We start from the raw sequence: 23,347 nt of genomic DNA, 5'->3' as shown, positions 1-23,347 counted from the left end.
GGTCAAGGAAAGGGATGCGGGGCGGGGTTGAGGTCTTCGGATTGCAGGTCCTGGGGGCGCAGGCCGGCCAGGCGTAGTGCCGAACGCATCCTCGGCATTTCCAGGGCCCGTTGCCGGGACCAACCGAAGTCGATCGGCAGGAGTCCCGGAACCAGTACGTGGACGGTGTGGAGGCCGAGCGCGCGCTGTTCGGGCAGGGTCTGGTCGACGACCACCACGTCGAAGCCCTCGGCCGTGACGGCCCCGACGCAGCGCTCCAGGTCCGCCAACAGGTCCCCCGAACTGCCCGCCCCTGCCCCGTCCAGCCAACTCAGTTCGGCCAGCCGGCGTTTCGCGGTGGGTTGCGGGGCCCTCAGGAGGAAGTCGGCGTGGCGACCCATTTCCGGGATCCCATAGACCAGCGGGTGGTCATGCAGGGCGGTGACCTGCTCGAAGTCCAGGGACATGGAGCGCAGCCGCGTCTCGTCGCGCAGAGTACGGTCGGTCAGGTTGACGGCGTCCGTGGCGATCTCGCACAGCGCCGAGTCCAGGGCGGACTCGGGATCGAGGCCAGCTCCCGCTCCGAAGCACATGCGCCCCGGGCCGCCGTCGAACCGCTCGGCGACCGCGGTCACCACGGGGATCGGGAAGGTGATCCTGGTGTCGAAGAACCGGGCGCGGTAGCCGTACATCGCCAACCGGTCCACCATGGCCCGGGTGGCGGGACGCGTGCTGCTGGCCGGGGCGATCTCGCACAGCGCCTGGCGCCCGTACCAGGCGAGCAGGAAGGCGTCTCGTTCGATCACCTCCATCAACGCGAAGTAGACGGCCTCCGTCAGACTGCCGCCGGAGGCGCAGCCGTTGGAGCTCTCCTGGACGAACCGGTTCTCCAGGCCCGGCGCGTGGTAGTAGGTCAGTACCTCCGGGACGAGCCGCGGAGCCCGGTCTCGCAGCGACCACCCCCACACCCAGGGAATGACGCGATCCGTCGCGAAGGGCCTGACCCTCGGGTTCGCCCGGTAGAAGGCGCAGCTGTAGAGACCCACCAGCCTTGGGTCCACGGCGAGTTCGGCATCCAGGTCGTCCAACGCGCCGGTGACCGAGGTGGTACGAGAACGGGAGCGCATCCCGGCGTAGCGCTCCAGGCCTTCCAGTACGCCGACCCGGGCACTGCGGTCGAAGGAACCCGTGTGCCCGCCCCAGAAGGTCTCCCGCAGGTACTCCCCCGACCGCATCGAGAAGCAGCCGATGGTCGCGGAGGTCGAGGTGGAGGACACGTCCTGGACCAAGGAGGGGCCCAGCGCCCCGCAGAAGGGGTTGGCGAAGGCCGCGATCTCGATCGGGTACTCCTCAACCGGCCGGCTACGAAAGGCGCCGGGGCGGTACTTGGGCGCGTGCGGCAACCTCAAAGCCGCCCCCTGCGCGGTGTCCTCGGTGGGTGAGCCACATCCCGGGCACTCCGGGTCGGGCACCAGCGGATAGCGCCGCACGGTTCCCTCGCGCAGGTTCAGCAGCCACAGGTCGGGAAAGGGGCCGGGGTCCTGCTCCGCCGCAGCCCCGCTCACCGCAGCGGCCAGGGCGGCCACCGCGTCCGCACCGAAGGCGGTGGCGTAGGGCCAGTCGCCGCAGGGCCTGGTGTCCCCACCGAGTTCCAATGCGTCGCGCAGCGCGACGGACCGCACGGCCTGCCAGCGCCGGGCCACGCACCAGGGGCAACCTGCTGCGGGAGAAGCCACCGGACCGAGGGCCGCGTGGTCCCCGTAAAGGTGCACCGGAAGGGCCCCGCCGGCGGGTGCGCCGCCGGGTGCGAAAGCGTCGGAGAGGCCCAGCGCGCGCACCGTCACCCGGGGCCCGTCCAGAGCGTGCAGCGCGCGCCCCAGCAGCGCCGTGAAACGCGCGGCGGGGACGGCCCCCAACGCGGCGTCCAGGCCACTGGCCTCGACCAGAGCCTCGCTAGCCGGCATGCCGGGCCTCCGGAGTCGAGGTGAGCAGCACCCGTACGGCGTGCAGTCCGACGGAGGCCAGATCGGCTGAACCGGTCGGCACGAAGAAGGCGTCCCGTCCGGCGGCGCGCAGCCGATCCAACACCTGCGACCAGTCAACCGACGAGACGGTCTGTTGGAGGCCGGGCGCGGTGCCCGCCACGGCCAGAGCGCGTGCGTCGAGGTCGCGCAGCAGGGGGTCACCGGTGTCCGCCCCGTACTCGGTCGCGGGCGCCGCCTCGTCGCCTTCGTACTGCAGTGTGCCCAGGAGGTCCCGCATCGCAGTGACGGCCGCGGCGCGACGGTCAAGGTCGCTGCCGACGGCCCAGCGGTCCTCGCTTCGGGCGAGCAGCACGTGGACGCCGGTGCGCTCGGCCTCGCCGAGGTCGAGCAGTTCCAGCGTTCGGCCAAGGCGCTCAGCGCAGCGGAACAGGAAGGTGAGTTCACCGTCGCCTTCCGCGCCGTCGAGCTGTTCTGCCCCGTCGGGTCGCGGAAGCTCGACGGCGCCGGCACTCCCGCGCACCGTCCGCAACAGTGCGTCGTGGGCGAGGGCCGACAGCAGCCCGCGGGCGGCGGCGTCGACGCGGGACGAACCGACTCCCGTGCCGGCGCTGCTGCGTTCGAAGAGCCCGTCCGCATTGTGCGGACCGAAGGGGCGTACCGCCCCCGCCGGTACCAACGCGCACTCCTTGGTGACCAGCGAGACCGCGCGCAGTCGGGGGCCCAGAGCACTGGAGTCCGCCGCGCCGGAGGCGGTGCTTAGGCGCGCGGCCGGCACCATGTCGAGCCCGCAGCCCCTGGCCCCCTCCCCTGACCATACGGTGGTGGCCGGCACCACGTGTTCGGCGTACACGGCAGCCGCGGCGTCGAGGGCGCGCATCCGGGCTGCTGCGACGTGGTGGATGTCGAATGCGGCGACGGAGCGCGAGCGGCCGTGACCGAGCGGGAGTTCGACGACGCTGAGTTTGAGGGGGAGCTGGGTGAGCGGGTCGTCGGCGTACCGGGTGAACACGCCGGCCCGGGGACGCACCAGCACCGAGCGCCGATCCAGTTCGGCGACGAGTTCGTCGGCCTCACGCGCGGTCGCCAGGGTGGGGAGCGCGACCGCGCCGGTGTTGCCCGCGGCGTGGAGGTCCACGGGGGCGAGGGCCTCGTCGTGCCCGCCGCCCTCATCCCGGCAGTAGGGGCAGCGCGGGTGTGTGAACAGCGGTTCGGCGGTGACGTCCAGCGACTGGAGGTCCTGGAGGAGTACCGCGCCCTCGGTTTCGGCGGGCAGCGCTCCGGAGGCGAGGCGGAAGACCTCGTATCCGAGCGTGTTGCCGATCATGGCCGCCTGTGGTCGTCCGGGGACGGCCGGGCCGGCTTCGGCAAGCGGGACGACCAGGGAACTCCACAGGTCGGCGGCGGCACCGGGAACAGACCGGGGGCCGAGCCGCAGTGCGGCGCAGACCCAACAACCTCGTGTGCCGGACCTCATGGCGGGGCCGACGACCTGATCGGCCCCGAAGGTCCAGGCGGGGAGCAGGGTGCGCCCGTCGGGGACACCGGCCCGCAGCAACGGCAGCAGTCGGGCCGGGGCATCGGCGCCCGTCACCACGACCATCTCGTAGCCGTCGAGGTCCGCCCAGGAGTAGGGGTGCGAGGACGGGGCCAGATGACGGAGTTCCACGGGGCAGCCCTCGGCCGCCGCCTCGGCCGCTTCGGACGCCACGGCCGCGAGGTTCGGCCAAGAGTCGGTCTGGGCGGTGGAGTCCGCGTCGGCGCTGACGGCAATGGTGGCGCAGCCGTTGCGTATAAGGCTGATGGCACACCAGCGGGCCACCGGATCTTCACCGAGAACGGCCACCCGGGTTGTGCGAAAGGCGTGGAAGCGTGCGGTGGGCCGGTCCGCGTAGTGGTCGGCGTAGGCGATCTGAGGGGCGTAGCGTTGGGCCACCTCGGCGGGCAGAGCGGGTTCGGGCTCAGCGGTCCCGGGGGTGGGTACGGGCCGGGCGAAGTCCCTTTCGTACAGGGTCTTGACGAGTTCGCCAACCATGGTGCGCTGGGGGTCGCCGAGCCCCTCGCAGAGTTCGGCCACGGTGTGGTCACCGTTGAGGTGCGGGACGATCAGTGTGGCGAACCGGTAGGCGGCTTTGGCGGTGAGGCGGAACCCGCCGTCGGCGTTGTGGAAGAGCACGCCGTCCGGCGTCTCGGTGTAGAGCACGTCCCGACGGATGCGGGGCCTGGTAGAGGCGACGGCGGCGTAGCTGGCTGCGGCCATGGGGGTACCCCTGAGTGCTTCGTGGGCGGGTGGGAACGGGCTGGTGTCGCAAGGGTGGTCGGTGTGCGGGGCGCGAGGTCAGTGAGCCGGCCGGGGTGTGGCGAGGGAGGTCAACAAGGCGACGCGGGTGCCGGTTCGACGCACGGACTGCACCAACGCGCGTAGACCTTGAGGAAGTTGTGGATGCGGTACGGGCCTGGGGGGCCGTCCTCCAGGAGCCCGCATTCCACGAGGCGCTCCAAGGTCGCCTCGTCGACGAGAGCGTCCGCGTGCACCTCCTCGCCCGCGGTGGAGCGGCCCACGTGAACGTAGGCCTCGCGCAGCTCGGGGTCGAGCGCGGCCAGTGCCCGACCGAAGACTTCGGGCACCGACAACAGCGGGTCTTCGGGCAGGACGAGCCGGGCCGGCGGCTCCACACCGAGCCAGGTGACGCAGTCGGCGAGGGAGAGTGCGGGACGGGTCAGCAGGCGCCCTGCGGCGATCCGCAGGGCGAGCGGGAAGTACCCACAGCTGCTGGCGAGTTGCCGCGCGGCTTCCGGCTCGGCCTCGATCCGCTCCGCGCCCACGAGTTGACCGAGCAGGGCGTGGGCCTCAGCCGCGGGAAGGACGCCGAGGCGGTGGACGGCCCCGCCCTCGGTGGCGACGAGTGCCGCGAGCGCACGGCGGCTGGTGACTACCACTGCACCGTCACCGGTGACGTGTGGTGCCTTGGCGTGCTGCAACAACGGCCGCAGCTGCCACAGACCGGCCGCGCCGTCCAGGATCAACAGGCGTCGCCCGGCGCCGGGAAGCACCGACGGAATCTGCTCCATCGCCTCCTCGGCGCTCAGCGCAGTGCCGTCGGGATGACAGAGCGGCACCACTCGGACACCCCCCGGGAAGGCGCCTTGGACGTCCGAGGCGGTTTGGAGGGCGAGCGCCGTCTTCCCGATGCCGGGCGCACCGGATATGACCACCAGGTTCCCGCGCGCGTCGCCCCGGCCGGTCAACCGGGCGGCGAGCGCCGCCCGGTCCGCGCCCCGCCCGGTGAATCCGGGAACCGGCGGCAGCCTGGGGAGCGGGAGGGCGTCGCGGTCGCGGCTCGTCGGCTCCGCCGAGCCGCTGGACAGGGCCCGGAGCGGCGGAGCGGGGGAAACCAGCGTCGGGCCCGGCTCCCCCGCTCGTTCCGGAGCGATCTCCTCGGAACGCAAGATGGCCAGCTCCAGGCGTTGGAGTCGCTGCCCGGGGTCGATACCGAGGTCCTCACGCAGTCGCTCTTTGACGCTCCGGTACTCCGCGAGCGCCTCGGCCTGTCGGCCGGTGCGGTACAGGGCCTCGATGAGTTGTTCGGCGAAGCGTTCACGCTCGGGGTGGCGCCGTACGCTCTCGTGGAGGTCCAGCACGACCTGGTGGCAGTGGCCCGCGCGGAGTTCGAGGTCGCAGACACGCTCCAGCGCCCGCAGTCGCTGCTGTTCGAGCCAGGGTACGACGTCTTGGTGGAGCATCCGGGAGGCCACGTTGGCCAGGAGCGGACCGCGCCACAGGGCGAGCGCCTCCTTGAGGCGGTACAGCTCGGCATCGGGGTCGGAGGCGGCCTCGGCCGCCAGGTCCCGGAACTTCAGCAGGTCCAGGGTTTCGTCGTCCACGCTCATCCGGTAGCCGCCGGGCACCGCTTCGATGGCGGCGGCGGAGATCCCGTACTTGGCGAACAGGCGGCGCAGTCGTAAGACGCAGGTCTGGAGGGCTCCCCGCGCGGTGGCGGGTGGCCCTTCGTCCCACAGGGCGCGCAGCAGGTAGTCGGTGGAGACCACGGCACCGGGATGGAGGAGCAGGGCGGCGAGCAGACTGCTCGGCTTGGAAGGGGTCAGGACGACCGTTTCCCCGCCGTGCGCGATGCTCAACGGCCCTAATAGCTGGAATCGCAAGACGGCGCCCCCGCTTCTACGCTAGACACGTACAGAGCGTGGAATAAGTTCAGACCAATTCCACCACTCACCCTCGTGAACCTTCTCTAAAACTTGAGCGCAAAACTTTCACGCAATGACCGGCACCACAACGGGCGGTAATGCGGCCTTCCGGACACTGATACTCAAGCGCGGCGAACTCGCCGCACCTCAGGGAGACTCCAGGGGAGTCCGGGAAAATACATGAGAGGTCAACGAAATCCGGTAGCACTCAAGACGTCCGCGTCTCGGGGCTGTTGGAATCCTAATAAGTGGAATCCCAGAAGTCGACCCACGGTTCCATGCGGGAGACAAGGGAACTTCACGCCGGAACTAGACGTCTTAGGGGGTCTGTCCGTTCTCGGGCGGAAGGTGCTCCCCGCGCAACGGGGACCGAGGTAAGGGCTGTTCCGCCATCGGCGGGAAAGTGATTCGCCTGAGGGCGCTCGCGGCATCCCCGGCGAAGGCTCGGCTTCACCAGGGATGCCGGGAGAAGGCCCTCAGGCGCTGACGAGCTCCGCCCGCTCCGGGCTGACGCCGAGGGCGCGGCGCAGCACCCGCTCGCGCTCGACCCGGCCGCCGGCGGCGAGGAGGGCCGCGAGGACCGCGATACGGGTCTGGCCGGCGCGCAGCGTGCCGGCGGGCACGGCCCCGGCGGCCACCAGGTCGACAGCTCCGCCGTGGGTGTAGATCTCGGTGACCGGGCCTGCGGCAACGCGGGTGGTGAGGGCTACCAGCACGCCGCGGGCGGTCGCAGCGGCGACCGCGTCCACGAACTCCGGGGTGGCGTTGCCCGCACCGGTGGCCACCAGGACGATGCCCCTGGCGCCGGCCCCCACGGCGGCGTTGAAGAGGAGTGCGTCGGCCCCGGCGTGGTGCATGACCAGGTCGACCCGCGGCGGCACGTCCGGCATCTCGGGCAGGCCCAGCGGGGTGGGGCGCGGCGGATGACGCAGCACGGAAACCCGGCCGAAGCCGATGTTGCCGATCCTGGGTCCGGAGGGGTCGGCGAAGGCGTCCGCCGCGAGGGTCTGCGTCTTCACGGTGCCGCGCGCGGCGTGCACCTTGCCGTCGAAGGCGAGGAGCACGCCCAGATCGCGCACGCTGGCGGCGGTCAGCAGGGCGTCGTGAAGGTTGGCCGGGCCGTCGCCGTCGGTGGCGTCGAGCGGCAGTTGGGCGCCGGTGAAGACGACGGGGCGGGGGTCATCGTGATGGAGGTCGACCAGGAACGCCGATTCCTCCAGGGTGTCGGTCCCATGGGTGACGACGACGCCCGCCACGCCGGGGTCGGCGAGCACCTCGTGCACCGTGCGCAGGAGGGTGAGCTGGTGGGCGGTGGTCAGTCGGGGGCTGTTGACGCTGAACAGGTCGACGACCTCGACGGTGACCCCGTCAGGCAGTGGAGCGGTTGCCATGACCTCTCCGCCGTCCGCATCCGCGGCGAATCCAGAACCCTGCCAACGGCTGGCTATGGTCCCGCCGGTGCTGATGACGACGATGCGTCCCATGGTGCGCCCTCCCTCGCCCAGTGCCGCAGCCGACTGCAGCCTCCCAGCGCAATGATAAGGGGATCATCACGCAATGTGATCGCCCTTTTCGGCCCACCCACGCGAATCCACGGTGGATAATTCCACTATGGACGCGATCGATAGAGAAATCTTGCGCGAGCTCCAACGAGATGGCCGACTGAGCAACCAGGAACTGGCCCAGCGCGTGGGGCTGACCCCCTCCCCCTGCATGCGCCGCGTTCGCCAACTGGAACAGGACGGGGTCATCCGCGGCTACCGGGCGGTCATCGACCCGGTGGCCGTGGACCGCGGCTTCGAGGTGCTCGTCTCCGTGGAGGTCCGTCGCGACCGGGACGCCGTCGAGGCCTTCGAAGCCGCCCTACAGGAACTGCCCGACGTGATCGAGGCGTACCGCCTCTTCGGTAGCCCCGGCTGCCTGCTGCGGATCGCGGTGGCCGACCTGCGGTCCTACGAACGGCTCTGGATCGAGAAGCTGACGGCGCTGTCAGGGGTCACGGAGGTCAACTCCCAGATCATCATGAAACGGATCAAGGAGCCGCAGGGCCTCCCGGTCGACGACTGACGCGAGGCCCTCCCGGGGGCCCGCGCCCCGGTGGGCGCCCTGCCGCGCCCGCGGCCGGCGCTCCCGCCCGGACGGCCCGGGTCGTCCCGGCAGGAGCGCCGGCGCCCACCGGAGTGCCGCGTCGCCGGCGCCCGACCGTGGTCACGGCACCGGACACGGCGCCCGGCGAGCGCTCCGGCTCAGGCCGTGGGGCACCTCTTCCAGGCCAGGTGGTAGATGGTGCTGATGTCGCCGTCCGTCGAGTCCATGGTCATGAAGCTGGTACTGCCGGGCGGGGACGTGCCGGCGTTCACGCGCAGCTCGGTGTTGATGTTGAAGTTGCGCAGTACACCGCAGGGCGCCCAGACCAGCTGGGACCAGTCGGTGGTGTCCGTGGCCTGCCAGTTGTCGTTGTACGGGCCGCCGAAGGAATGGGTCGCCGTGGCGGTGGTCGGCGAACCCTGGAAGTAGTACGAGGCCTTCTCGACACCGCTGGCGCCGGCCTGGAGGGAGGCGAAGCCGCGGTAGTCCGCGCTGGCGATGGCGTAGGTGAAGCCCTGCGGCACGTGCACCACCAGATTGAGCTGGCAGTTCTTCCGGAAGGCCGTGGGGTCGGCGTTGGCGCCGACCCACGCCAGATAGTCGCTGTAGGTCACCGTGAACGCGGTGTTGTCCTCGGAGACGGCGACGGCGGTGGTGCCCTGGGGGCAGCCGGAGCCGTTCACGGTGGCGACATTGATGACGATCTTGTCGTCGGGCGGGTCCTCGAACCCGGTAGCCGGGCTCTGTAACGGGATTGCGGTGGCGAACAAGGTGGCAACCGCACCACCTAGTAGGAGTCCGCTGGCCATGGTCATGTCCCATCCGTCGCATTGGCGTTCCGGCAGCGTCCGTCTGCTGCACCGCCGGAACCGGGGGATGCACCTTCCGCGACGCACGAGGACCCGTGACGGGTCCGGTGCCTCCGGGCAGAAATTGGCATGCCCATGCCAATCAACTCTCTGGCCCACGGCCACGGGGTGACCGGTCGGGAAGGCGTGCCCGCATCCTACGGACCCCCGTTGGGGCCAACCAGAGCGTTCTCCGGCCATTGAACACCCCACGCGCGCTCCTGCCGCGAACGGCGGTTGCCCGCCATGACCCACCGGACCGCAGCCACCCCCGATGCGGCATGATCGACGACATGGACCACCCCGCCCTCCCCTCGACCGAGGCGGCCGTCACCGCGATCCGCACGATCGCCGCCGATCACGGACTCGCGATGACCGTCACCCACGACATCGGCGCGGACCAGACCTCGCGCCGCACGTCAGCCGCCCCCTTCGAAGCCCTCGACCCCGACGGCTCGCTCCCGCACGAAGCCCTGGTCGAACTGACCGGCAGTCCGACGGTGAGCATCCGGATCTTCCCCGAGGCGGACGCGCTCATCACCGTCGACTTGGTGGAGTTCCACGACATCCCCAGGGACACGATCCCGGCCTTCCTGCGGTCCGTCTACGGCGGGTTGGCCTACGTCAAGTCCCGCTTCTTCCCGCCGGGACTATGGCTGATCGTGCCCCTGCCCGGTGACGAGACGTACAAGGAACTCATCACGCACACCACGATGAGCTCCTGGCTGGCGCGCAACACCCGGTAACCGGCCCCACACCGCCAAAGGGCCACCCCGCTCGACGACACCCCACTCGCCCCTGCTGGAACAGCCCGCGCCCTCAACTGCGCTGCGGCACGGGCCGGACGCGCGCTGACATGGCGGGTGGCTTCCCACGAACCCAACGGGATTCGGGGCGCCCGCCTACCGGGCGGCCGTCACCCACCGGCCGTCGAGCGCCTCACGCACCGCCCGGCTGAGTTCCCGCAGCCGCATCCGATCGGTGGGCTCCCGGTCGGGCCGGTCCGCGGTCGCGTCCAGGCGCAGCAGTTGGTCCGCGACCGCCTGCCGCTGCTCGGGCCGCGAGGCGACCCAGGCCACCTCGCGCAGCAGCGCGTACAGGCGTACCAGTACGTGCGGTTCCTGCGCCCCGTAGCGGCGCGGCTGGTCCACGGCCACCGCGAGGAGTGCGGCGAAGTCGGGACGCGGCAGCACCACGCGGACGACGCCCTCGTCGTCGCGCAGCAGCTTGGAGTTGGTGTTCCTGCCCGCCGCTTCGACCAACAGCGCGCAGGCGTGGCCGAGGGCGTGCACGGCCGTGGTCGGATCGTTGATGCCAGGTGAGAGCGCCCGAACGGCCACATCCACGATCTGACGCAGGCCGAACGAAGGGTCCTGGGCTGCCGTGCGCTCGATGCCGGTGTGCACCGCGGCGGCAGTGCGCCGGATCAGTTCCTCCGGATCGTCCAGAAGCACCCTGCCCGAGGCCGGCCAGGCGGTGGCGATGGGAGTGCCTGCGATCAGGGAGTCCCCCGGCGAACAGTCCAAGACCACCACCGCACCGAGGTCCACGGCCGCCGCCAGCAGTTCCGCCTCGTCGATCGAGGTCAAGAACCCCGAACCGTGCCCACACACCAGCGTCGTCCCGTACCCGGGCGGCACCGGCAGGTCGGCGGGGACCGGGCTGGGCTCGGCGCCCAGGGTGCGCCTCAGCGTGCCGCTGCTCTCGGCGTGGACGTCGCGCAGGATCGTCTCCACCCGGATCTGACGGGTGACGTGCGCCAGGAACCCCACCAGGGCCATCACGCTGGCCAGGGCCAGGAGGTACACCAACGTCACCGAAACCTGCGGCACCTGCCCACCACGCCCGTCGACGGCATCACGGATGGTCCGCAACACGGTGAGCGTGTAGGTGAAGGTCCCGAGCAGGACGGCGAGGGTGGCGTGGACGACGCGGTCACCGGCAAAGGTGCGCAACAGCCTGGGCGAGTACTGGCTGCTGGCGAGCTGAAGGGCCACCACGGTCAGGGAGAAGATGAGCGAGGTCGCCGTGATCAGCGATCCCGCGACCACGGAGAGCATGGTGCGCGCCGCTTGCGGGTCACCGCTGAAGAGGTAGTCCGCCACCGCGCGCGGCAGGTTGCCTCCCAGCCTCGAATCCAGCCGGGGCAGGCCGATTCCGAGGACGACGGCCAGGAGCACGCTCAGGGCCGGGATCGGCCACAGCTGTGTGCGCCAGGTGTCGCCGAGCACGCTCAGGCGCCCGGATGATCGCTCGGTCATGCCCGTGACGGTAGCGGGCCGGCGCGGCCCGGACGGAGAGCCGCTCCGCGGTGGCGCAGCCCCGGGCGAGTGCCCTGGCCGCGGCCCCACGGAAGGCCCGCCACCCTGCGGGCGCGGCGATCAGGTGCCCTGCGACGCCCGGTGTTCCACGCCGGGCCCCGTCAACGTAGCTTTGGGGATTCCTCTGAACCATCACGCAGCTGCCCTGGCGAACCAACGAAAGGGGTTGTACATGCAAGGATTAGAGCTCTAGCGTGGCGCACATGCAGTCCTACACCATCGGGCAGGCGGCACGTCTGCTCGGCGTCAGCCCCGACACCGCCCGCCGCTGGGCGGACGCCGGCCGGATCGCGACCCATCGCGACGACGGCGGGCGCCGCGTCATCGACGGCCGCGATCTGGCCGCCTTCTCCATCGAGGTGGCCAAGGACGCCACCGCAGAGGAAGGAGTCGTGTACACCTCCGCCCGCAACGCCTTCGCCGGCATCGTCACCGCCGTCAAACTCGGCGACATCGCGGCACAGGTCGAGATCCAGGCCGGGCCCCACCGGCTGGTGTCCTTGCTGACCAGAGAAGCCGTCGAGGAACTGGGACTGGAAGTCGGCGTGCAGGCCACCGCCCGCGTGAAGTCGACCAGCGTGCACATCGACCGCGCCTGAACCCGTGCCCGCGCGAGCCGTCACCGCGCCGACGACCACGAACCGATCACTTCCACCCGGAGTCCGCCCCATGCCCGACGCACCGACCCGGCGACACATCGCGCTCGCCCTGGCCACGGCACTCCTGGTCCCCCTCGCCGCCGCGTGCGGGGCCAAGGACACGGCAGGCACCGGGACCGGCGCGGACACCCAAGGCTCACCGCCGGCCGCTCCGGCGGACCTGACGGTCCTGGCTGCGGCCTCACTGACCGAGGTGTTCAAGGCGGTCGGCGCTGCCTATGAGGACTCCCACCCCGGCACCAAGGTCACCTTCTCCTTCGCCGGCTCCCAGGCGCTGGCCGCCCAGGTCAAACAGGGCGCCCCCGCCGACGTGCTGGTCACCGCCGACACCAAGACGATGGACGGGCTGCGGAAGGAGACCAACCCGACGGCGGTCATCGCGAAGAACCGGCTCGTGATAGCTACCGCCAAGGGGAATCCGCACCGGATCAATGAGGTGAAGGACCTCGTCGACGCCCGGCTGAAGGTGGTGCTGGCCGCGCCCGAGGTACCCGTCGGCCGCTACAGCAAGAAGGTCCTGGACGCCCAGAACCTCACCGTGCACCCGGTGTCCCTGGAGCCGAACGTGCGCGCGGTCCTCAGCAAGGTGGAGTGGGGCGAGGCGGATGCGGGGCTGGTGTACCGGACCGATGTCGCAGCGGCCAAGGGCAAGGTGACGGAAGTTCAGATCCCCGATGCGAGCAACGTCGTCGCCCAGTACCCGGCGGCCACCTTGAAGACAACGAAGAACCCGGGGGCGGCAACCGCCTTCGTGTCCTGGCTCACGACGCCACCAGCGCAACGGATCATGCTCGAAGCCGGCTTCCAGAGCCCCTGACCCGAAGGGCCCGGCGCCGACAGCCCGATGCCAGCGGAAGCGGACCGCCGGGCGCCCCGACCCTCCCCGACCACCGGGACCCACCGATGAAACCTCCCCGCCGCGCCCCGCACGGCCCCCGCGCTCCGATCGCCCTGGCCCTCCCGGCGCTCCTCGCGGTCGCCTTCCTGCTGCTCCCCCTTCTCGCCGTCCTGGCCCGTACCTCCTGGGAGGAGCTCCTCGGCGACCTTTCCGCCCCTGCCACCGTCCAGGCCCTGCGGCTCTCCCTCCTCGTCTCCGGTTGGGCCCTGGGGCTCTCGCTCCTGTTCGGAGTGCCGCTGGCCTGGATGCTGGCGCGGGTGCCGTTCCCCGGCAAGGCGCTCGTGCGGTCCCTGGTCCTGTTGCCCATGGTGCTTCCGCCGACGGTGGGCGGCGTCGCACTGCTCCTCGCCTTCGGCCGCCGAGGGCTCCTCGGACCCTGGCTGGAGGGCACCTTCGGGATCACCCTCCCCTTCCACACCTCGGGGGCCGTGCTCGCCGCCACCTTCGTCGCGATGCCCTTCCTGATCATCAGTTTGGAAGGAGCGCTCGGCGGGCTGCGGCCCCGTTACGAGGAGACCGCCGCCTCCCTCGGCGCCTCCCCGCTACGGGTGTTCTTCACCGTGACGATTCCGATGGTCGCGCCCGGTCTGGCCGCCGGCGCCGCACTGACCTGGGCCCGTGCGCTCGGGGAGTTCGGCGCCACCATCACCTTCGCCGGCAACCTTCCCGGCACCACCCAGACGCTGCCCCTCCAGGTGTACCTGCTGCTCCAGGAGGAGCCGGAGGCGGCGACCTCCGTCTCCTTGCTGCTCCTAGCCATCGCGATGCTCGTCCTCGTCGCACTGAGAGGGCGCTGGACCGGTACGCCCTCTCCTCGGCGCAGCGCGACCAAGGCGCCCGGTGAAACAGACGCGGGCACCCCCGCGGGCTCGGCAGCCGACACCGCCGCACCTGCGGCCGGGGGGAGCTGGTCGCTGGACGCAGAGGTCTGTGGCTTCAACCAACTGACCCTTCACGCGGCGCCCGGCACCACGATCGCCGTCGTCGGCCCCAATGGCGCCGGCAAGACCACCTTGCTGCGGGCCCTACTGGGACTCACCCCACGGTCTCGCGCCGTGCTCCGCCTCGGCGAGGTCGAGGTCACCGATCTGCCGCCACACCGGCGTCACGTCGCCTGGGTCCCGCAGGACGGCGCCCTCTTCCCTCACCTGAGCGCCCTGGCCAACACCTCGTACGGGCTGCGCGCCCAGGGCGTGCCGCGCAGCGAGTCCCGCCGTGAGGCGCAGGCCTGGCTGGACCGCCTGGGGGTCGGCCACCTCGCCCACCGCCGGCCCACCCAGCTCTCCGGCGGCCAGGCCCAACGGGTTGCCTTGGCCCGCGCTCTCGCCGCCCGCCCCCGCCTGCTGCTCCTCGACGAACCGTTGGCCGCCCTCGACCAGGCCACCCGCGCCCACGTGCGGCATACCCTGCGGCGCCACCTCGACGGGTTCGCCGGCGTCGCGCTGATCGTCACCCATGATCCGGTCGAGGCCGTCTCCCTCGCCGATCGCGTCCTCGTCCTGGACGAGGGGCGCACCCTCCAGGACGCCCCGCCGGCCGAGGTCACCCGCCACCCCCGCTCCCCGTGGGTGGCCCGGATGCTCGGCCGCAACGCCTGGCCTGGCACCGCCACCGGGGACGGCCTGGCCCTCGAAGGCGGCGGCACGCTGGTCACCGCCGAGCCGCTCTCGGCGGGCACTGCGGCTCTGGCCGTCATCGCGCCCGAGGCCGTGGCCGTACACCGGACCCGACCGAGCGGCAGCCCCCGCAACATCTGGCCGGGCACGGTCCGGGAGATCACCGCCAGCGGGAGCCGTCTGCGTCTGCTCATCACCTCGAAGGAGGCTCCCGACCTGGTCGCCGAGATCACCCCGCAGGCAGCGGCCGAACTGGCCCTCGCCGAGGGGATGCCCGTGTGGACCAGCGTCAAAGCCACGGAGGCGAGCCTGGTACCGCGGTGACCGGTCGGGCTCATGCGCCGCGCATGGCCTCGCCCCTCATGGGAGCGGGACGTGGCGCGAGGCGTTCCCCGCTTCCTGCCGTGGGCCGCTGGCGGGCGCCGCGAGGCCATGGCCCATCCGGTCATGGCACCGGTTCAGTCCAGAAGGCCGTCCGTGTGCAGCACCTGGGAGAGGTGCGCCAGGAGTGCGGGCTCCTGGCCGCGCAGGTAGAAGTGGTCCCCGGGGAAGATCCGCACCTCGTGGGCGGACTCGGTGACCTCGGCCCAACTGTCCAGTTCGGCCACGGCGCAGACGGGGTCCCGGTCGCCTCCGTAGGAGGTGATGGGTGCGGCGATGCGCACGGGCGGCCGGGCGGGCCGGTACCGGTCCAACAGCGTGTAGTCCGCGCGCAGCGGCGGCAGCAGGAACTCCCGCATCTCCGGGTGTTCGTAGAGTTCGGCGTCCCGTCCGGAGAGGCAACGGACCGACTCGATCAGTGACGCGTCGTCCGTTGCGAGCTCTCGATGGCTGCCGTACCCGCGGTGGGGGGCGCCTCGACCGGAGACGAACAGCCGGCGCAGATGGGCTCCGCCGTCGCGTTCGAGCCGGGTCGCCACCTCGTAGGCGACGGCGGAGCCCATGCTGTGCCCGAACAGCACCAGGGGCAGCCCCGAGTAGGCTTTGAGGGCCACGGTGATGGCGTCCGCCAGCTCGGTCATGGCGAGCAGGGGGCTCTCGGCGAGTCGGTTGTGCCTTCCGGGGTACTGAACCGACAGCACCTCGACCTCGTCCGACAGCCCGGCCGGCCACCCGAAGTAGCTCTGCGCGCCGCCACCGGCATGCGCGAAGCACACCAGACGCAGGCGTGGACGGTCCACGAGGTGCCGCTGGAACCACGGATCGCAAGCGTCCACCCGTGGGCGCCGTACGCCGGTCATGCCACCCCGATTCCGGCCGCGCACTTCGCCGCCCGGAGACGGACGGCGGCACGACCCCCCTGTCGATCAGTCCGACTCACCCTAAGGGCTGCACCACGCCCGGCGAAACGCCTCGTTCCGGCCGCGTGAACCAGCGAGCGAAGCTCGAAACCTGCTGCTGTACAGGGCGTTTGCGCACGGGCCCACCCCGGGGGACCTGCGCTGGCCGAGCGCCGTGGATGGCAGTATTCGCCGGCTCTCCAGGGCTGCTTTCCAGCCAGGGTCGGCACTACCAGGCGGGACGGATCGGCCCTGACGCCGCCAGTCGGGAAAGGTCGGCGACGAGTTCACGGAAGCGGGCCTCGCCCAGCGCCTCCTGCCACGGTGCGACCGCGGCCCGGGCCGCCTCATCGGCGGCGCGGGTCGCGGCCCGACCGGATTCGGTCAGACCCAGGAGTCGCGCACGAGCGTCCTGGGGGTGGGGCCGGCGCACCACGTACCCCTTGCGGACCAGCTCCTCGACCAGCTGCGCGGCTGCCTGCTTGGTGACCCCCATGTGCTCGGCCAGGTGGGCGGTGGTCGCGTCCCCGCGGGAGATCCGGGCGAAGGCGAATCCGTGCGCTGGCCTCAGGTCGTCGAAGCCCTGCTGGGACACCTGCGCGTGGATCTTGTGCACCAACTGCCCGGAGAGCGCCAGCACGAGCGTGGGGAAGGCGAGGGCTTCATCCATGGGTTGACTATAACTCGTCAAGCTGCTTGTCTTTATCAGCAAGTGGCTTGTCTATAAAGGAGGCCGACATGCCCTTCATCCACCGCGACGAGGCGACCACGCACGAAACGCACGGCGCCCGCTTCGTCTCCTACGTTCACTCCGGCACGGGCGGCCAGGAACTCGCGGCCTGGCGGGTCGAGGTCCCGGCAGGGACTGCGGCCCCCGCCCACACCATCAGCCAGGAGGAAGTGTTCTATCTGCTCTCCGGCCGCCTGCGGCTCACGATCAGCGGAGTGAGCGCCGACCTCGCGGTCGGCGATGCGGCCGTGGCGCCGCCGGGTTCCGAACTACGGGTGACCAACTCGTTCGACCAGCCGGCGCACCTGTGGGTCACCACCCGCACCGGCCTGCGCGCCCGACTCGCCGACGGCAGCACGATCACCCCACCCTGGGCCCAGTGAACGGATCCGGCGGCCGGAGTCGACCCACGAGCGGCGGGGCAGCACCCCGCACCCGGTCTGATTGAGCGTCACGAAGCAGCAGCAGCGCACCTCCCGGCCCACCACCCACCCTCCTCCAGCACGGCCCACACGGCATCCGACTTCGCCGAATCTCGGCCACTTCGGGGCCGAACGGTGGAATCTGCTCCCCCGTCAGCTGCATCATGCGGGTCACCCCGTGGTCCATTTCTGCATAAATGTGAAGAAATGACCGGGTAAGGGTGCATGACGGCACATCAGCCGCGGGCGTACGGGTGAAGGGTGACCATGCGAGGCATGCGCGGGATTCGCTGGAGTTCGCATCGGCGCCTGCTGGGGGTGCTCGGCATCTGCTGCGCGAGCGGGTTGCTGGCCCCCGCGGCAGCCGCCCTGTCCCCGGGGGACCTCATCGCACCGCCGAGCGCGACAGCAGGCGCACCCGCCACGACGGTGCCCCCGAGCGCGCACGCGCAGCCACGTACGGCCACAGCGGCTTCGACGGACGAGGACGCCACGACCGGCGCCGGCCCCGAAGAGCACGTCCCCGAGGGAGCCGCCCTCCTCGAAGGGGTGAACGCCCAGGCCCCCGAGCACGTGCGGGCAACCGTGGCACCCCCCGGTTCCCCACCGCCCGCCAGCCCCGTGGCCGAGGGCCCGGCACGAGGACCTGCCACCGGGTCGCACGCCACAGCCGGGACTACCGGCCGAGAACGGCCGAGCACGCAAACGGATCCGGCGGCCACACCGGACACCGCGGATCTCAGCGCGAGCGGAGCCCTGCGTACGGACGGCCGTCTCCTGCGTGACAGCGGGGGCGCCACCAGCAGGGCGCCGGGCCCGACCTTCGACTACGCAGTGACCGTCACCAATCACGGGCCCTCCGACGCCCGGCAGGTCACGGCCACCGACAGGCTCCCCGCCGCCTTGGAGTTCGTCTCCTCACCGGACGGCTGCCGGGCGACGGGCCGTACGGTCACCTGCGGACCGCTGACCACCCTGGCCGCGGGGCGGTCCCACACCTGGCTGATCACCGTTCGGCTGGCCGCGGGCTACGGCGGCGACGGATCGGACATCGTCAACGAGGCAGTCGTCGAGGCGGACACCGCCGATCCCGACCCCGACAACAACACGACCACTCTGACGGGGTTGGAGGTTCCGCCCGAGGTACGCACCGCGGACCTCTCCTTGACGAAGACCGCCGTACTCACCAGCGGGCGCAAGGGCGTCACGCCCGGCGAGGAGTTCGAGTACCGGATCACCGTGGTCAACCACGGTCCGGCGCAGGCCCGCACCGTGCAGGTGAGCGACCACCTGCCGTCCCGGCTCAGCTTCGTCTCCTCACCGGACGGCTGCGCCGCAACCCCCGCCCAGGACAACACCGTGCTGTGCCCGATCAGGGAACAGCTGGATGTCGAGGCGACCGTCCGATACCGCATCGTCGTGAAGGTCAAGGCCAACGGGGGCAGTCGCGCCGCCGGTGGAAGCTGCACTCCGATCGACAACATCGCGCAGGTCAGGGCCCGGACTGACGACCCCGACCTCTCGGACAACGCCAACGCCCCCGGCACCACCGGGCCCGGCGGAGGACCGCTGTGCCTGGTCGCCGAGCCGGACGGGCACCGGCCCGACCACCACGGCAAGCACCCCGACGCTCACGAACAGGGGCGCGATCACGCGTCCGGCGCCGGACGCGGGCAGCTGGCGGACTCCGGTGCCGGCGTGCCGGCGTGGTCGTGGTGGGTCTCGGGCCTGCTGGTGGCCGGCGGAGCGGGGCTGCGCACGGCCCTCCGACGCCGAACCTGACACCTCGCGCGAACCGAAGGGCAACGCCGCCCGGCCCCACCCCTTCCATGGAAAGAGACGAGGAACACATCCTGATGAGAGCGCCGTGGAGCACCTGCCGGCGGCGGACCGCACGTGTCGTGCTGTCCTTGCTGAGCGCGGCGGCACTGGTCGCACCCGGGATCCCCGCCGCAGCCGACGCCGCGGCGGAGCCGTCAGCCCGGCCCCGCGCGCTGGCCTTCCCCGTGCACGAGCCCTTCGACAGCGCCTCGAACTCCGGTACCACCGTGGGCAGTGCGGCCGTCACCGGTGACGGCTGGATGCGGCTGACCTCGGCCAGCCGCAGCCAGGCCGGAACGTGGAAGATGAACGACTCCTTCTCCTCCGACCTCGGGATGGTCGCCGAGTTCACCTACGCCACCTACGGGGGCAGCGCCTTCGACGGCAAACGGGGCGACGGGCTGTCCTTCTACCTGACCGACGGGGCGGCGGCGAACGGTGTCGGGGCCTTGGGCGGCGGCCTGGGTTACGCCTGCGCCACGAGCCGCTTCACCTGTTCCTCACCGAACGGCGTCCCGGGGGCCTACCTGGGCATCGGACTGGACGAGTTCGGCAACTTCTCGGCTTCCGACATCGGCAACGGCGGCCCCGGCAACCAGCCGAACAGGATCGTGGTCCGCGGTGGCGGCAACGGCTCCACCGGCTACCGCTACGGCACGGCCGTATCCGGACCGGGCGGGACAGTGGAGACCGGCAAGCAGAGCAGCTTCCGTACGGTCCGCGTCGCCCTCCAGCCCAGTGGCGGCAAGATGTTGCTCTCCCTGTGGTCCGACAGCGGGCCCGGTACCGCGATGAGCAAGCTCATCGACGACTTCGACGTCAGCACCATCCCCAACCAACCGTCACTGCCGGCCACCTTGAAGGTGGGTTTCTCCGGCGGCACCGGTGGGGCGACGAACGTCCACGAGATCGGTGACCTGAAGATCAGCGTGCCAGTGGACCTGAGCGTCACCAAGACGGTGAACACCGCCACCGTGCCGGCCGGTGGGGGGCCGGTCACCTACACCGTCACGGTTTCCAACAGTCAGACCAACAACGTGGTGGGCGCGCAGGTCCGCGATGACGTCCCCGAGCTCACCGACGTGAGGTGGACCTGCCGTGCCGGCACCGGCGGGAGCTGTGGGCAGCCCTCGGGCAGCGGCAACGCCCTACGGACCACGGCCGACCTCAAGAGGGGCGGATCCGTCACCTACACGATCACCGGCAACGCCCCGGCAGGGCCCACCACTTTGCGCAACACCGCGACCGTGCAGGCTCCGGGCGACCGGTCCGATTCCCGTCCGGAGGACAACACCGCGACGTCCCCGGCCACCGTCGTGACCGCCCTCGCGGACGTCGCGGCGGTCAAGGAGGCCCTGGGCACCGGCCCGGTGGCCCCGGGTGAGGAGTTCGACTACCGGATCACCGCCCGCAACCTAGGGCCCTCCGACACCACCGCCGTCGACGCGGTCGACACCCTGCCGGCGCCCCTGCGGTTCCGTTCCTCCCCCGACGGCTGTACCGCCAGCGGACAGGTGGTCACCTGCCCGGCGCGGGCCACCCTCGCCGCCGGCGGTCAGACTTCCTGGACCTTCCGGGTGCGGCTGGATCCGGCCTACCGCGCAGACGGCACCGACCTGCTGAACACGGCCACCACCCGACACGCCGTCACCGACCCCCGTCCCGCGAACGACACCAGTCAGGCGACTGCCCCACCCGGGGGCGTGACGGCGCCCCGGGCCGATCTGGTCACGGTCAAGGAGCCGGGGACCTCTGATGCCGTCGCGCCCGGTGAGACGTACCCGTACACCGTTACGGTCACCAATCGCGGCCCCTCCGTAGCCCAACAGGTGACGATCACCGACACGCTCATCCCCGCCCTGGAGTTCGTCTCGGCCCCCGAGGGGTGCACGGCCTCCGGCCGGACGATCAGCTGCGGGCCTGCCGCGGAACTCGTCCCGGGGCAGGCCAGGACCTGGACCTTCACCGTCCGACTCGATCCCGGCTACACGGGCGACGGTACGACCGTACGCAACACGGCGACGGCACGGTCCGACACCTTCGACCCCGACCCGGGCAACAACAGCAGTACCGCCGGCCCCCCGGGCGGCAAGGTCCGACCGGCCAGCGCGGACGTGGAGTTGACCAAGCGGATCGGTTCCGGTTGACCGTCCGGGAAGCACCGCGTGCCACGGCGGGGCCGCACGAGCTGCACCGCCCTCTTGTCCGATTCCCGTACAGACCTTGTGCGGCCGTCCCACACGCGCCCTCGGACCTGCTCCGCAGGAGCTACGTTCCCTCCCCCGGTCGAAGCCGGGGGCATCCACGAAGGAGAGCCCCGATGACGAGGACACCCAGGCCCGGTCGGCGGCCGGCTGTGTGGACAACGGCCGCCGTGCTCTGCGCAGCCGCCCTCTTCGCCAGCCCTGCCACCGCCGCGGCGCCACCTCGGCAACCCGTCGAAGTGGGCGTGGTGCGGGCCAAGGCCCCCGGTGATCTGATCACCTACACCCTGACCGCGAAGAACCACGGTCCCTCTCTCGCCCGCAACGTCACCGCAACGGACAAGCTGCCGAACGGCATCACCTTCGTCAGCTCCTCCGACGGCTGCACCGCGGTGGGGCAGACCGTCACCTGCGGGCCGGAGCCCGAGTTGACCGTCGGTCAGAGCAGGAGCTGGACCTTCCTGGCCAGACTCAGCCCGTCCTACCAGGGAGACGGCTCCGACCTCGGCAACAGCGCCCGTGGCGAGTCGGAAGCCACCGACCCCACCCCTGACAACAACGATGCCGGACCCGTCTTCCCACCGGGCCCGTTCGACCCCGTATCGGACCTGGCCACCGTCAAGACCCCGCTCGGGTCGGGGCCGACGATCCCCGGCCAGGAGTACGAGTACGAGGTCCGCACCACCAACAAGGGCCCCTCTGACGCCCGCAACGTGACCATCACCGACACTCTGCCGGACGGCCTGACGTACGTCTCCTCGGCGGATCCGTGCGCGGCTTCCGGCCAGAGCGTCAGCTGCGGCCCCCTGGCCCGGTTGGTACCGGGCGGCGAAGTGGTGTGGACCTTCAAGGTGAAGCTGGACGCCGCCTACGAGGGCGACGGCAGCGACCTGCGCAACACCGCCACTTCGACCTCCGCCTCCACCGACCCTGAGCCCGCGGACAACACCTCACGCCCGGTACTGCCCCCGGGCGGGGTCACCGTGCCGCAAGCCGATGTGTGGACGGTCAAACGACCGGCCACGGACACCCCCATCGCTCCCGGGGAGACCTTCGACTACACGGTCACGGTGACCAACGACGGGCCCTCCCGCGCCCTGAACACCAAGATCACCGACCTGCTTCCGGAGCAGCTCTCCTTCGTCTCCTCCGCGGACGACTGCACCACCGAGGACGCCACCGTCACCTGTGGGCCGGTGGCCGTGCTGGCTCCGGGAGAGTCCAAGAGCTGGAGCTTCAAGGTCCGTCTGGACAGCAACTACACCGGCGACGGCTCCGACGTCCGCAACACCGCCACCGCAAGCTCGACCACCAAGGACCCGAAGCCGGAGAACAACACCAGCAGCCCGGCGGGCCTGCCGGGCAGCACCGTCAACAAGCCCACCGCCGACCTCGCAGTCCGCAAGGAGGCGCTGGGCACCGAACCGCCCGTTCCTGGCGAGACCTTCGACTACCGGATCGAGGTCACCAACAACGGCCCGTCCGCCGACGCCTTCAACCTCAAGCTCACCGACGACCTCCCCGAGGGTCTGTCCTACGTGGCCTCCTCCCCGGAGGGCTGCACGGTCTCCGGCCGGCTGGTCTCCTGTAGGCGTACCAGCCCGCTCAAGGTCGGCGAGCGAGTGGAGTACCTCCTCACCGTGAAGGTGGACCCCGCCTACTCGGGCGACGGCAGCGACCTGAAGAACACCGCGCAGGTCACGGCGGACAACATCGACCCGGCCAGCGAGAACGACCAGAGCACCGCCAACGTGCCCGGCGGCAACGTGGCCGCGCCCGCCGCGGACCTCGCCATCACGAAGGCTCCCGTCCAGACGGACCCCGTAGCACCGGGTGAGACCTTCGACTACGCGCTGACCGTCACCAACAACGGGCCGTCGCAGGCGGAGCAGGTCACGGTGAGCGACACGCTTCCGACCGCGCTCAGCTTCGTGTCCGGCGACGAGAGCTGCACTTCCGGCCGCACCGTCACCTGTGGCCCGCTCCCCCGCCTCGCGCCCGGCGCCTCCGTCACCTGGGTGATCAAGGTGAAGCTGAGTGCCGGCTACACCGGTGACGGATCCGACATCCGCAACACGGCCACCGTGGACTCCCTCACCGCCGACCCGAAGCCGGAGAACAACACCAGCGACGCGGCCGGTCCCCCCGGCGGCACGGTCAAGGACCCCACCGCCGATCTGGAAGTGGACAAGTCCACGCCCTGACATCCCCGACAGCACAACGAAACGCACGGCTCCGGCCGGGCGGAGGAGATGACTCCTCCGCCCGGCCGGAGCCGATTGCGCGCGCCCTG

17 protein-coding genes are annotated in these 23,347 nt (G+C 71.2%); 9 read left to right on the top strand and 8 right to left on the bottom strand.

The features are described 5' to 3' along the window. Nucleotides 1–2 precede the first annotated feature (2 nt). The 4 genes from ACFYMC_RS03580 to ACFYMC_RS03565 all read right to left on the bottom strand — a co-directional run bounded on the left by ACFYMC_RS03580 (nt 3) and on the right by ACFYMC_RS03565 (nt 7,651). On the bottom strand, nt 3–1,943 hold the full coding sequence (locus ACFYMC_RS03580) for a TOMM precursor leader peptide-binding protein (protein ID WP_388518184.1): 1,941 nt from the start codon (nt 1,941–1,943) through the stop codon (nt 3–5). Next, entirely contained in the window at nt 1,933–4,221 is a 2,289-nt protein-coding gene (locus tag ACFYMC_RS03575; RefSeq protein WP_388518181.1) for a TOMM precursor leader peptide-binding protein, read from the bottom strand. The genes ACFYMC_RS03580 and ACFYMC_RS03575 overlap by 11 nt, the downstream gene beginning before the upstream one ends. Nucleotides 4,222–4,331: 110 nt before the next feature. After that, nucleotides 4,332–6,101 carry a BTAD domain-containing putative transcriptional regulator gene (locus ACFYMC_RS03570; RefSeq protein WP_388518179.1) on the bottom strand — a complete coding sequence of 590 codons (1,770 nt, stop codon included), beginning with the start codon at nt 6,099–6,101 and terminating at the stop codon, nt 4,332–4,334. A gap of 542 nt (nt 6,102–6,643) precedes the next feature. Further along, nucleotides 6,644–7,651, bottom strand: coding sequence for an asparaginase (locus ACFYMC_RS03565; protein WP_388518176.1), 1,008 nt, complete (start codon nt 7,649–7,651; stop codon nt 6,644–6,646). A gap of 127 nt (nt 7,652–7,778) precedes the next feature. Here ACFYMC_RS03565 and ACFYMC_RS03560 point away from each other — a divergent pair, with 127 nt between their 5' ends. After that, nucleotides 7,779–8,234 carry an Lrp/AsnC family transcriptional regulator gene (locus ACFYMC_RS03560; protein WP_388518173.1) on the top strand — a complete coding sequence of 152 codons (456 nt, stop codon included), beginning with the start codon at nt 7,779–7,781 and terminating at the stop codon, nt 8,232–8,234. Nucleotides 8,235–8,413: 179 nt separating this feature from the next. On the opposite strand, the gene ACFYMC_RS03555 is transcribed toward ACFYMC_RS03560, so the two are convergent. Further along, nucleotides 8,414–9,064, bottom strand: a complete 651-nt coding sequence (locus ACFYMC_RS03555) for a DUF4360 domain-containing protein (RefSeq protein ID WP_388518623.1) — start codon at nt 9,062–9,064, stop codon at nt 8,414–8,416. A gap of 332 nt (nt 9,065–9,396) precedes the next feature. Between ACFYMC_RS03555 and ACFYMC_RS03550 the strand changes: the two genes are divergently transcribed. Beyond that, nucleotides 9,397–9,849 carry a hypothetical protein gene (locus ACFYMC_RS03550; protein ID WP_388518170.1) on the top strand — a complete coding sequence of 151 codons (453 nt, stop codon included), beginning with the start codon at nt 9,397–9,399 and terminating at the stop codon, nt 9,847–9,849. Nucleotides 9,850–10,005: 156 nt separating this feature from the next. Here ACFYMC_RS03550 and ACFYMC_RS03545 read toward each other — a convergent pair whose 3' ends face one another. Continuing rightward, nucleotides 10,006–11,364: a DUF2254 domain-containing protein gene (locus ACFYMC_RS03545; protein ID WP_388518167.1), complete on the bottom strand. Its 1,359-nt coding sequence runs from the start codon at nt 11,362–11,364 to the stop codon at nt 10,006–10,008. Nucleotides 11,365–11,627: 263 nt separating this feature from the next. Between ACFYMC_RS03545 and ACFYMC_RS03540 the strand changes: the two genes are divergently transcribed. The 3 genes from ACFYMC_RS03540 (at nt 11,628) to ACFYMC_RS03530 (ending at nt 14,921) form a co-directional block, all read left to right on the top strand. After that, nucleotides 11,628–12,023: a molybdopterin-binding protein gene (locus tag ACFYMC_RS03540; protein WP_388518164.1), complete on the top strand. Its 396-nt coding sequence runs from the start codon at nt 11,628–11,630 to the stop codon at nt 12,021–12,023. Nucleotides 12,024–12,093: 70 nt separating this feature from the next. Continuing rightward, nucleotides 12,094–12,900, top strand: coding sequence for a molybdate ABC transporter substrate-binding protein (modA, locus tag ACFYMC_RS03535; protein WP_388518160.1), 807 nt, complete (start codon nt 12,094–12,096; stop codon nt 12,898–12,900). A gap of 86 nt (nt 12,901–12,986) precedes the next feature. Next, on the top strand, nt 12,987–14,921 hold the full coding sequence (locus ACFYMC_RS03530; RefSeq protein ID WP_388518157.1) for an ABC transporter permease: 1,935 nt from the start codon (nt 12,987–12,989) through the stop codon (nt 14,919–14,921). Nucleotides 14,922–15,055: 134 nt separating this feature from the next. On the opposite strand, the gene ACFYMC_RS03525 is transcribed toward ACFYMC_RS03530, so the two are convergent. Both ACFYMC_RS03525 and ACFYMC_RS03520 read right to left on the bottom strand, forming a co-directional pair. After that, nucleotides 15,056–15,838, bottom strand: a complete 783-nt coding sequence (locus ACFYMC_RS03525) for a thioesterase II family protein (RefSeq protein WP_388518154.1) — start codon at nt 15,836–15,838, stop codon at nt 15,056–15,058. Between the two features lie 268 nt (nt 15,839–16,106). After that, complete coding sequence (locus ACFYMC_RS03520) at nt 16,107–16,547, bottom strand: MarR family winged helix-turn-helix transcriptional regulator (RefSeq protein WP_388518151.1); 441 nt, start codon at nt 16,545–16,547, stop codon at nt 16,107–16,109. 68 nt (nt 16,548–16,615) lie between these two features. On the opposite strand from ACFYMC_RS03520, the gene ACFYMC_RS03515 reads away from it, so the two are divergent. The 4 genes from ACFYMC_RS03515 (at nt 16,616) to ACFYMC_RS03500 (ending at nt 23,258) form a co-directional block, all read left to right on the top strand. Further along, complete coding sequence (locus ACFYMC_RS03515; RefSeq protein WP_388518148.1) at nt 16,616–16,990, top strand: cupin domain-containing protein; 375 nt, start codon at nt 16,616–16,618, stop codon at nt 16,988–16,990. Between the two features lie 315 nt (nt 16,991–17,305). Further along, nucleotides 17,306–18,811: a hypothetical protein gene (locus ACFYMC_RS03510; RefSeq protein WP_388518145.1), complete on the top strand. Its 1,506-nt coding sequence runs from the start codon at nt 17,306–17,308 to the stop codon at nt 18,809–18,811. 74 nt (nt 18,812–18,885) lie between these two features. Next, nucleotides 18,886–20,997, top strand: a complete 2,112-nt coding sequence (locus ACFYMC_RS03505) for a hypothetical protein (RefSeq protein WP_388518142.1) — start codon at nt 18,886–18,888, stop codon at nt 20,995–20,997. Between the two features lie 173 nt (nt 20,998–21,170). Further along, complete coding sequence (locus ACFYMC_RS03500; RefSeq protein ID WP_388518139.1) at nt 21,171–23,258, top strand: hypothetical protein; 2,088 nt, start codon at nt 21,171–21,173, stop codon at nt 23,256–23,258. Nucleotides 23,259–23,347: the final 89 nt, after the last annotated feature.

This window comes from Streptomyces sp. NPDC006879 (assembly GCF_042869595.1).
GTDB lineage: Bacteria > Actinomycetota > Actinomycetes > Streptomycetales > Streptomycetaceae > Streptomyces.
Note: the sequence above shows the minus strand (reverse complement) of the source record. Positions and strands in the feature narration are given on the sequence as shown.

What these genes read in the sequence shown, in the direction of transcription:
- ACFYMC_RS03580 (WP_388518184.1), bottom strand. Translation starts at nt 1,943, where the DNA reads ATGCCGGCTAGCGAGGCTCTGGTCGAGGCCAGTGGCCTGGACGCCGCG.
- ACFYMC_RS03575 (WP_388518181.1), bottom strand. Translation starts at nt 4,221, where the DNA reads ATGGCCGCAGCCAGCTACGCCGCCGTCGCCTCTACCAGGCCCCGCATC.
- ACFYMC_RS03565 (WP_388518176.1), bottom strand. Translation starts at nt 7,651, where the DNA reads ATGGGACGCATCGTCGTCATCAGCACCGGCGGGACCATAGCCAGCCGT.
- ACFYMC_RS03560 (WP_388518173.1), top strand. Translation starts at nt 7,779, where the DNA reads ATGGACGCGATCGATAGAGAAATCTTGCGCGAGCTCCAACGAGATGGC.
- ACFYMC_RS03555 (WP_388518623.1), bottom strand. Translation starts at nt 9,064, where the DNA reads ATGGCCAGCGGACTCCTACTAGGTGGTGCGGTTGCCACCTTGTTCGCC.
- ACFYMC_RS03550 (WP_388518170.1), top strand. Translation starts at nt 9,397, where the DNA reads ATGGACCACCCCGCCCTCCCCTCGACCGAGGCGGCCGTCACCGCGATC.
- ACFYMC_RS03545 (WP_388518167.1), bottom strand. Translation starts at nt 11,364, where the DNA reads ATGACCGAGCGATCATCCGGGCGCCTGAGCGTGCTCGGCGACACCTGG.
- ACFYMC_RS03540 (WP_388518164.1), top strand. Translation starts at nt 11,628, where the DNA reads ATGCAGTCCTACACCATCGGGCAGGCGGCACGTCTGCTCGGCGTCAGC.
- modA (WP_388518160.1), top strand. Translation starts at nt 12,094, where the DNA reads ATGCCCGACGCACCGACCCGGCGACACATCGCGCTCGCCCTGGCCACG.
- ACFYMC_RS03530 (WP_388518157.1), top strand. Translation starts at nt 12,987, where the DNA reads ATGAAACCTCCCCGCCGCGCCCCGCACGGCCCCCGCGCTCCGATCGCC.
- ACFYMC_RS03525 (WP_388518154.1), bottom strand. Translation starts at nt 15,838, where the DNA reads ATGACCGGCGTACGGCGCCCACGGGTGGACGCTTGCGATCCGTGGTTC.
- ACFYMC_RS03520 (WP_388518151.1), bottom strand. Translation starts at nt 16,547, where the DNA reads ATGGATGAAGCCCTCGCCTTCCCCACGCTCGTGCTGGCGCTCTCCGGG.
- ACFYMC_RS03515 (WP_388518148.1), top strand. Translation starts at nt 16,616, where the DNA reads ATGCCCTTCATCCACCGCGACGAGGCGACCACGCACGAAACGCACGGC.
- ACFYMC_RS03510 (WP_388518145.1), top strand. Translation starts at nt 17,306, where the DNA reads ATGCGCGGGATTCGCTGGAGTTCGCATCGGCGCCTGCTGGGGGTGCTC.
- ACFYMC_RS03505 (WP_388518142.1), top strand. Translation starts at nt 18,886, where the DNA reads ATGAGAGCGCCGTGGAGCACCTGCCGGCGGCGGACCGCACGTGTCGTG.
- ACFYMC_RS03500 (WP_388518139.1), top strand. Translation starts at nt 21,171, where the DNA reads ATGACGAGGACACCCAGGCCCGGTCGGCGGCCGGCTGTGTGGACAACG.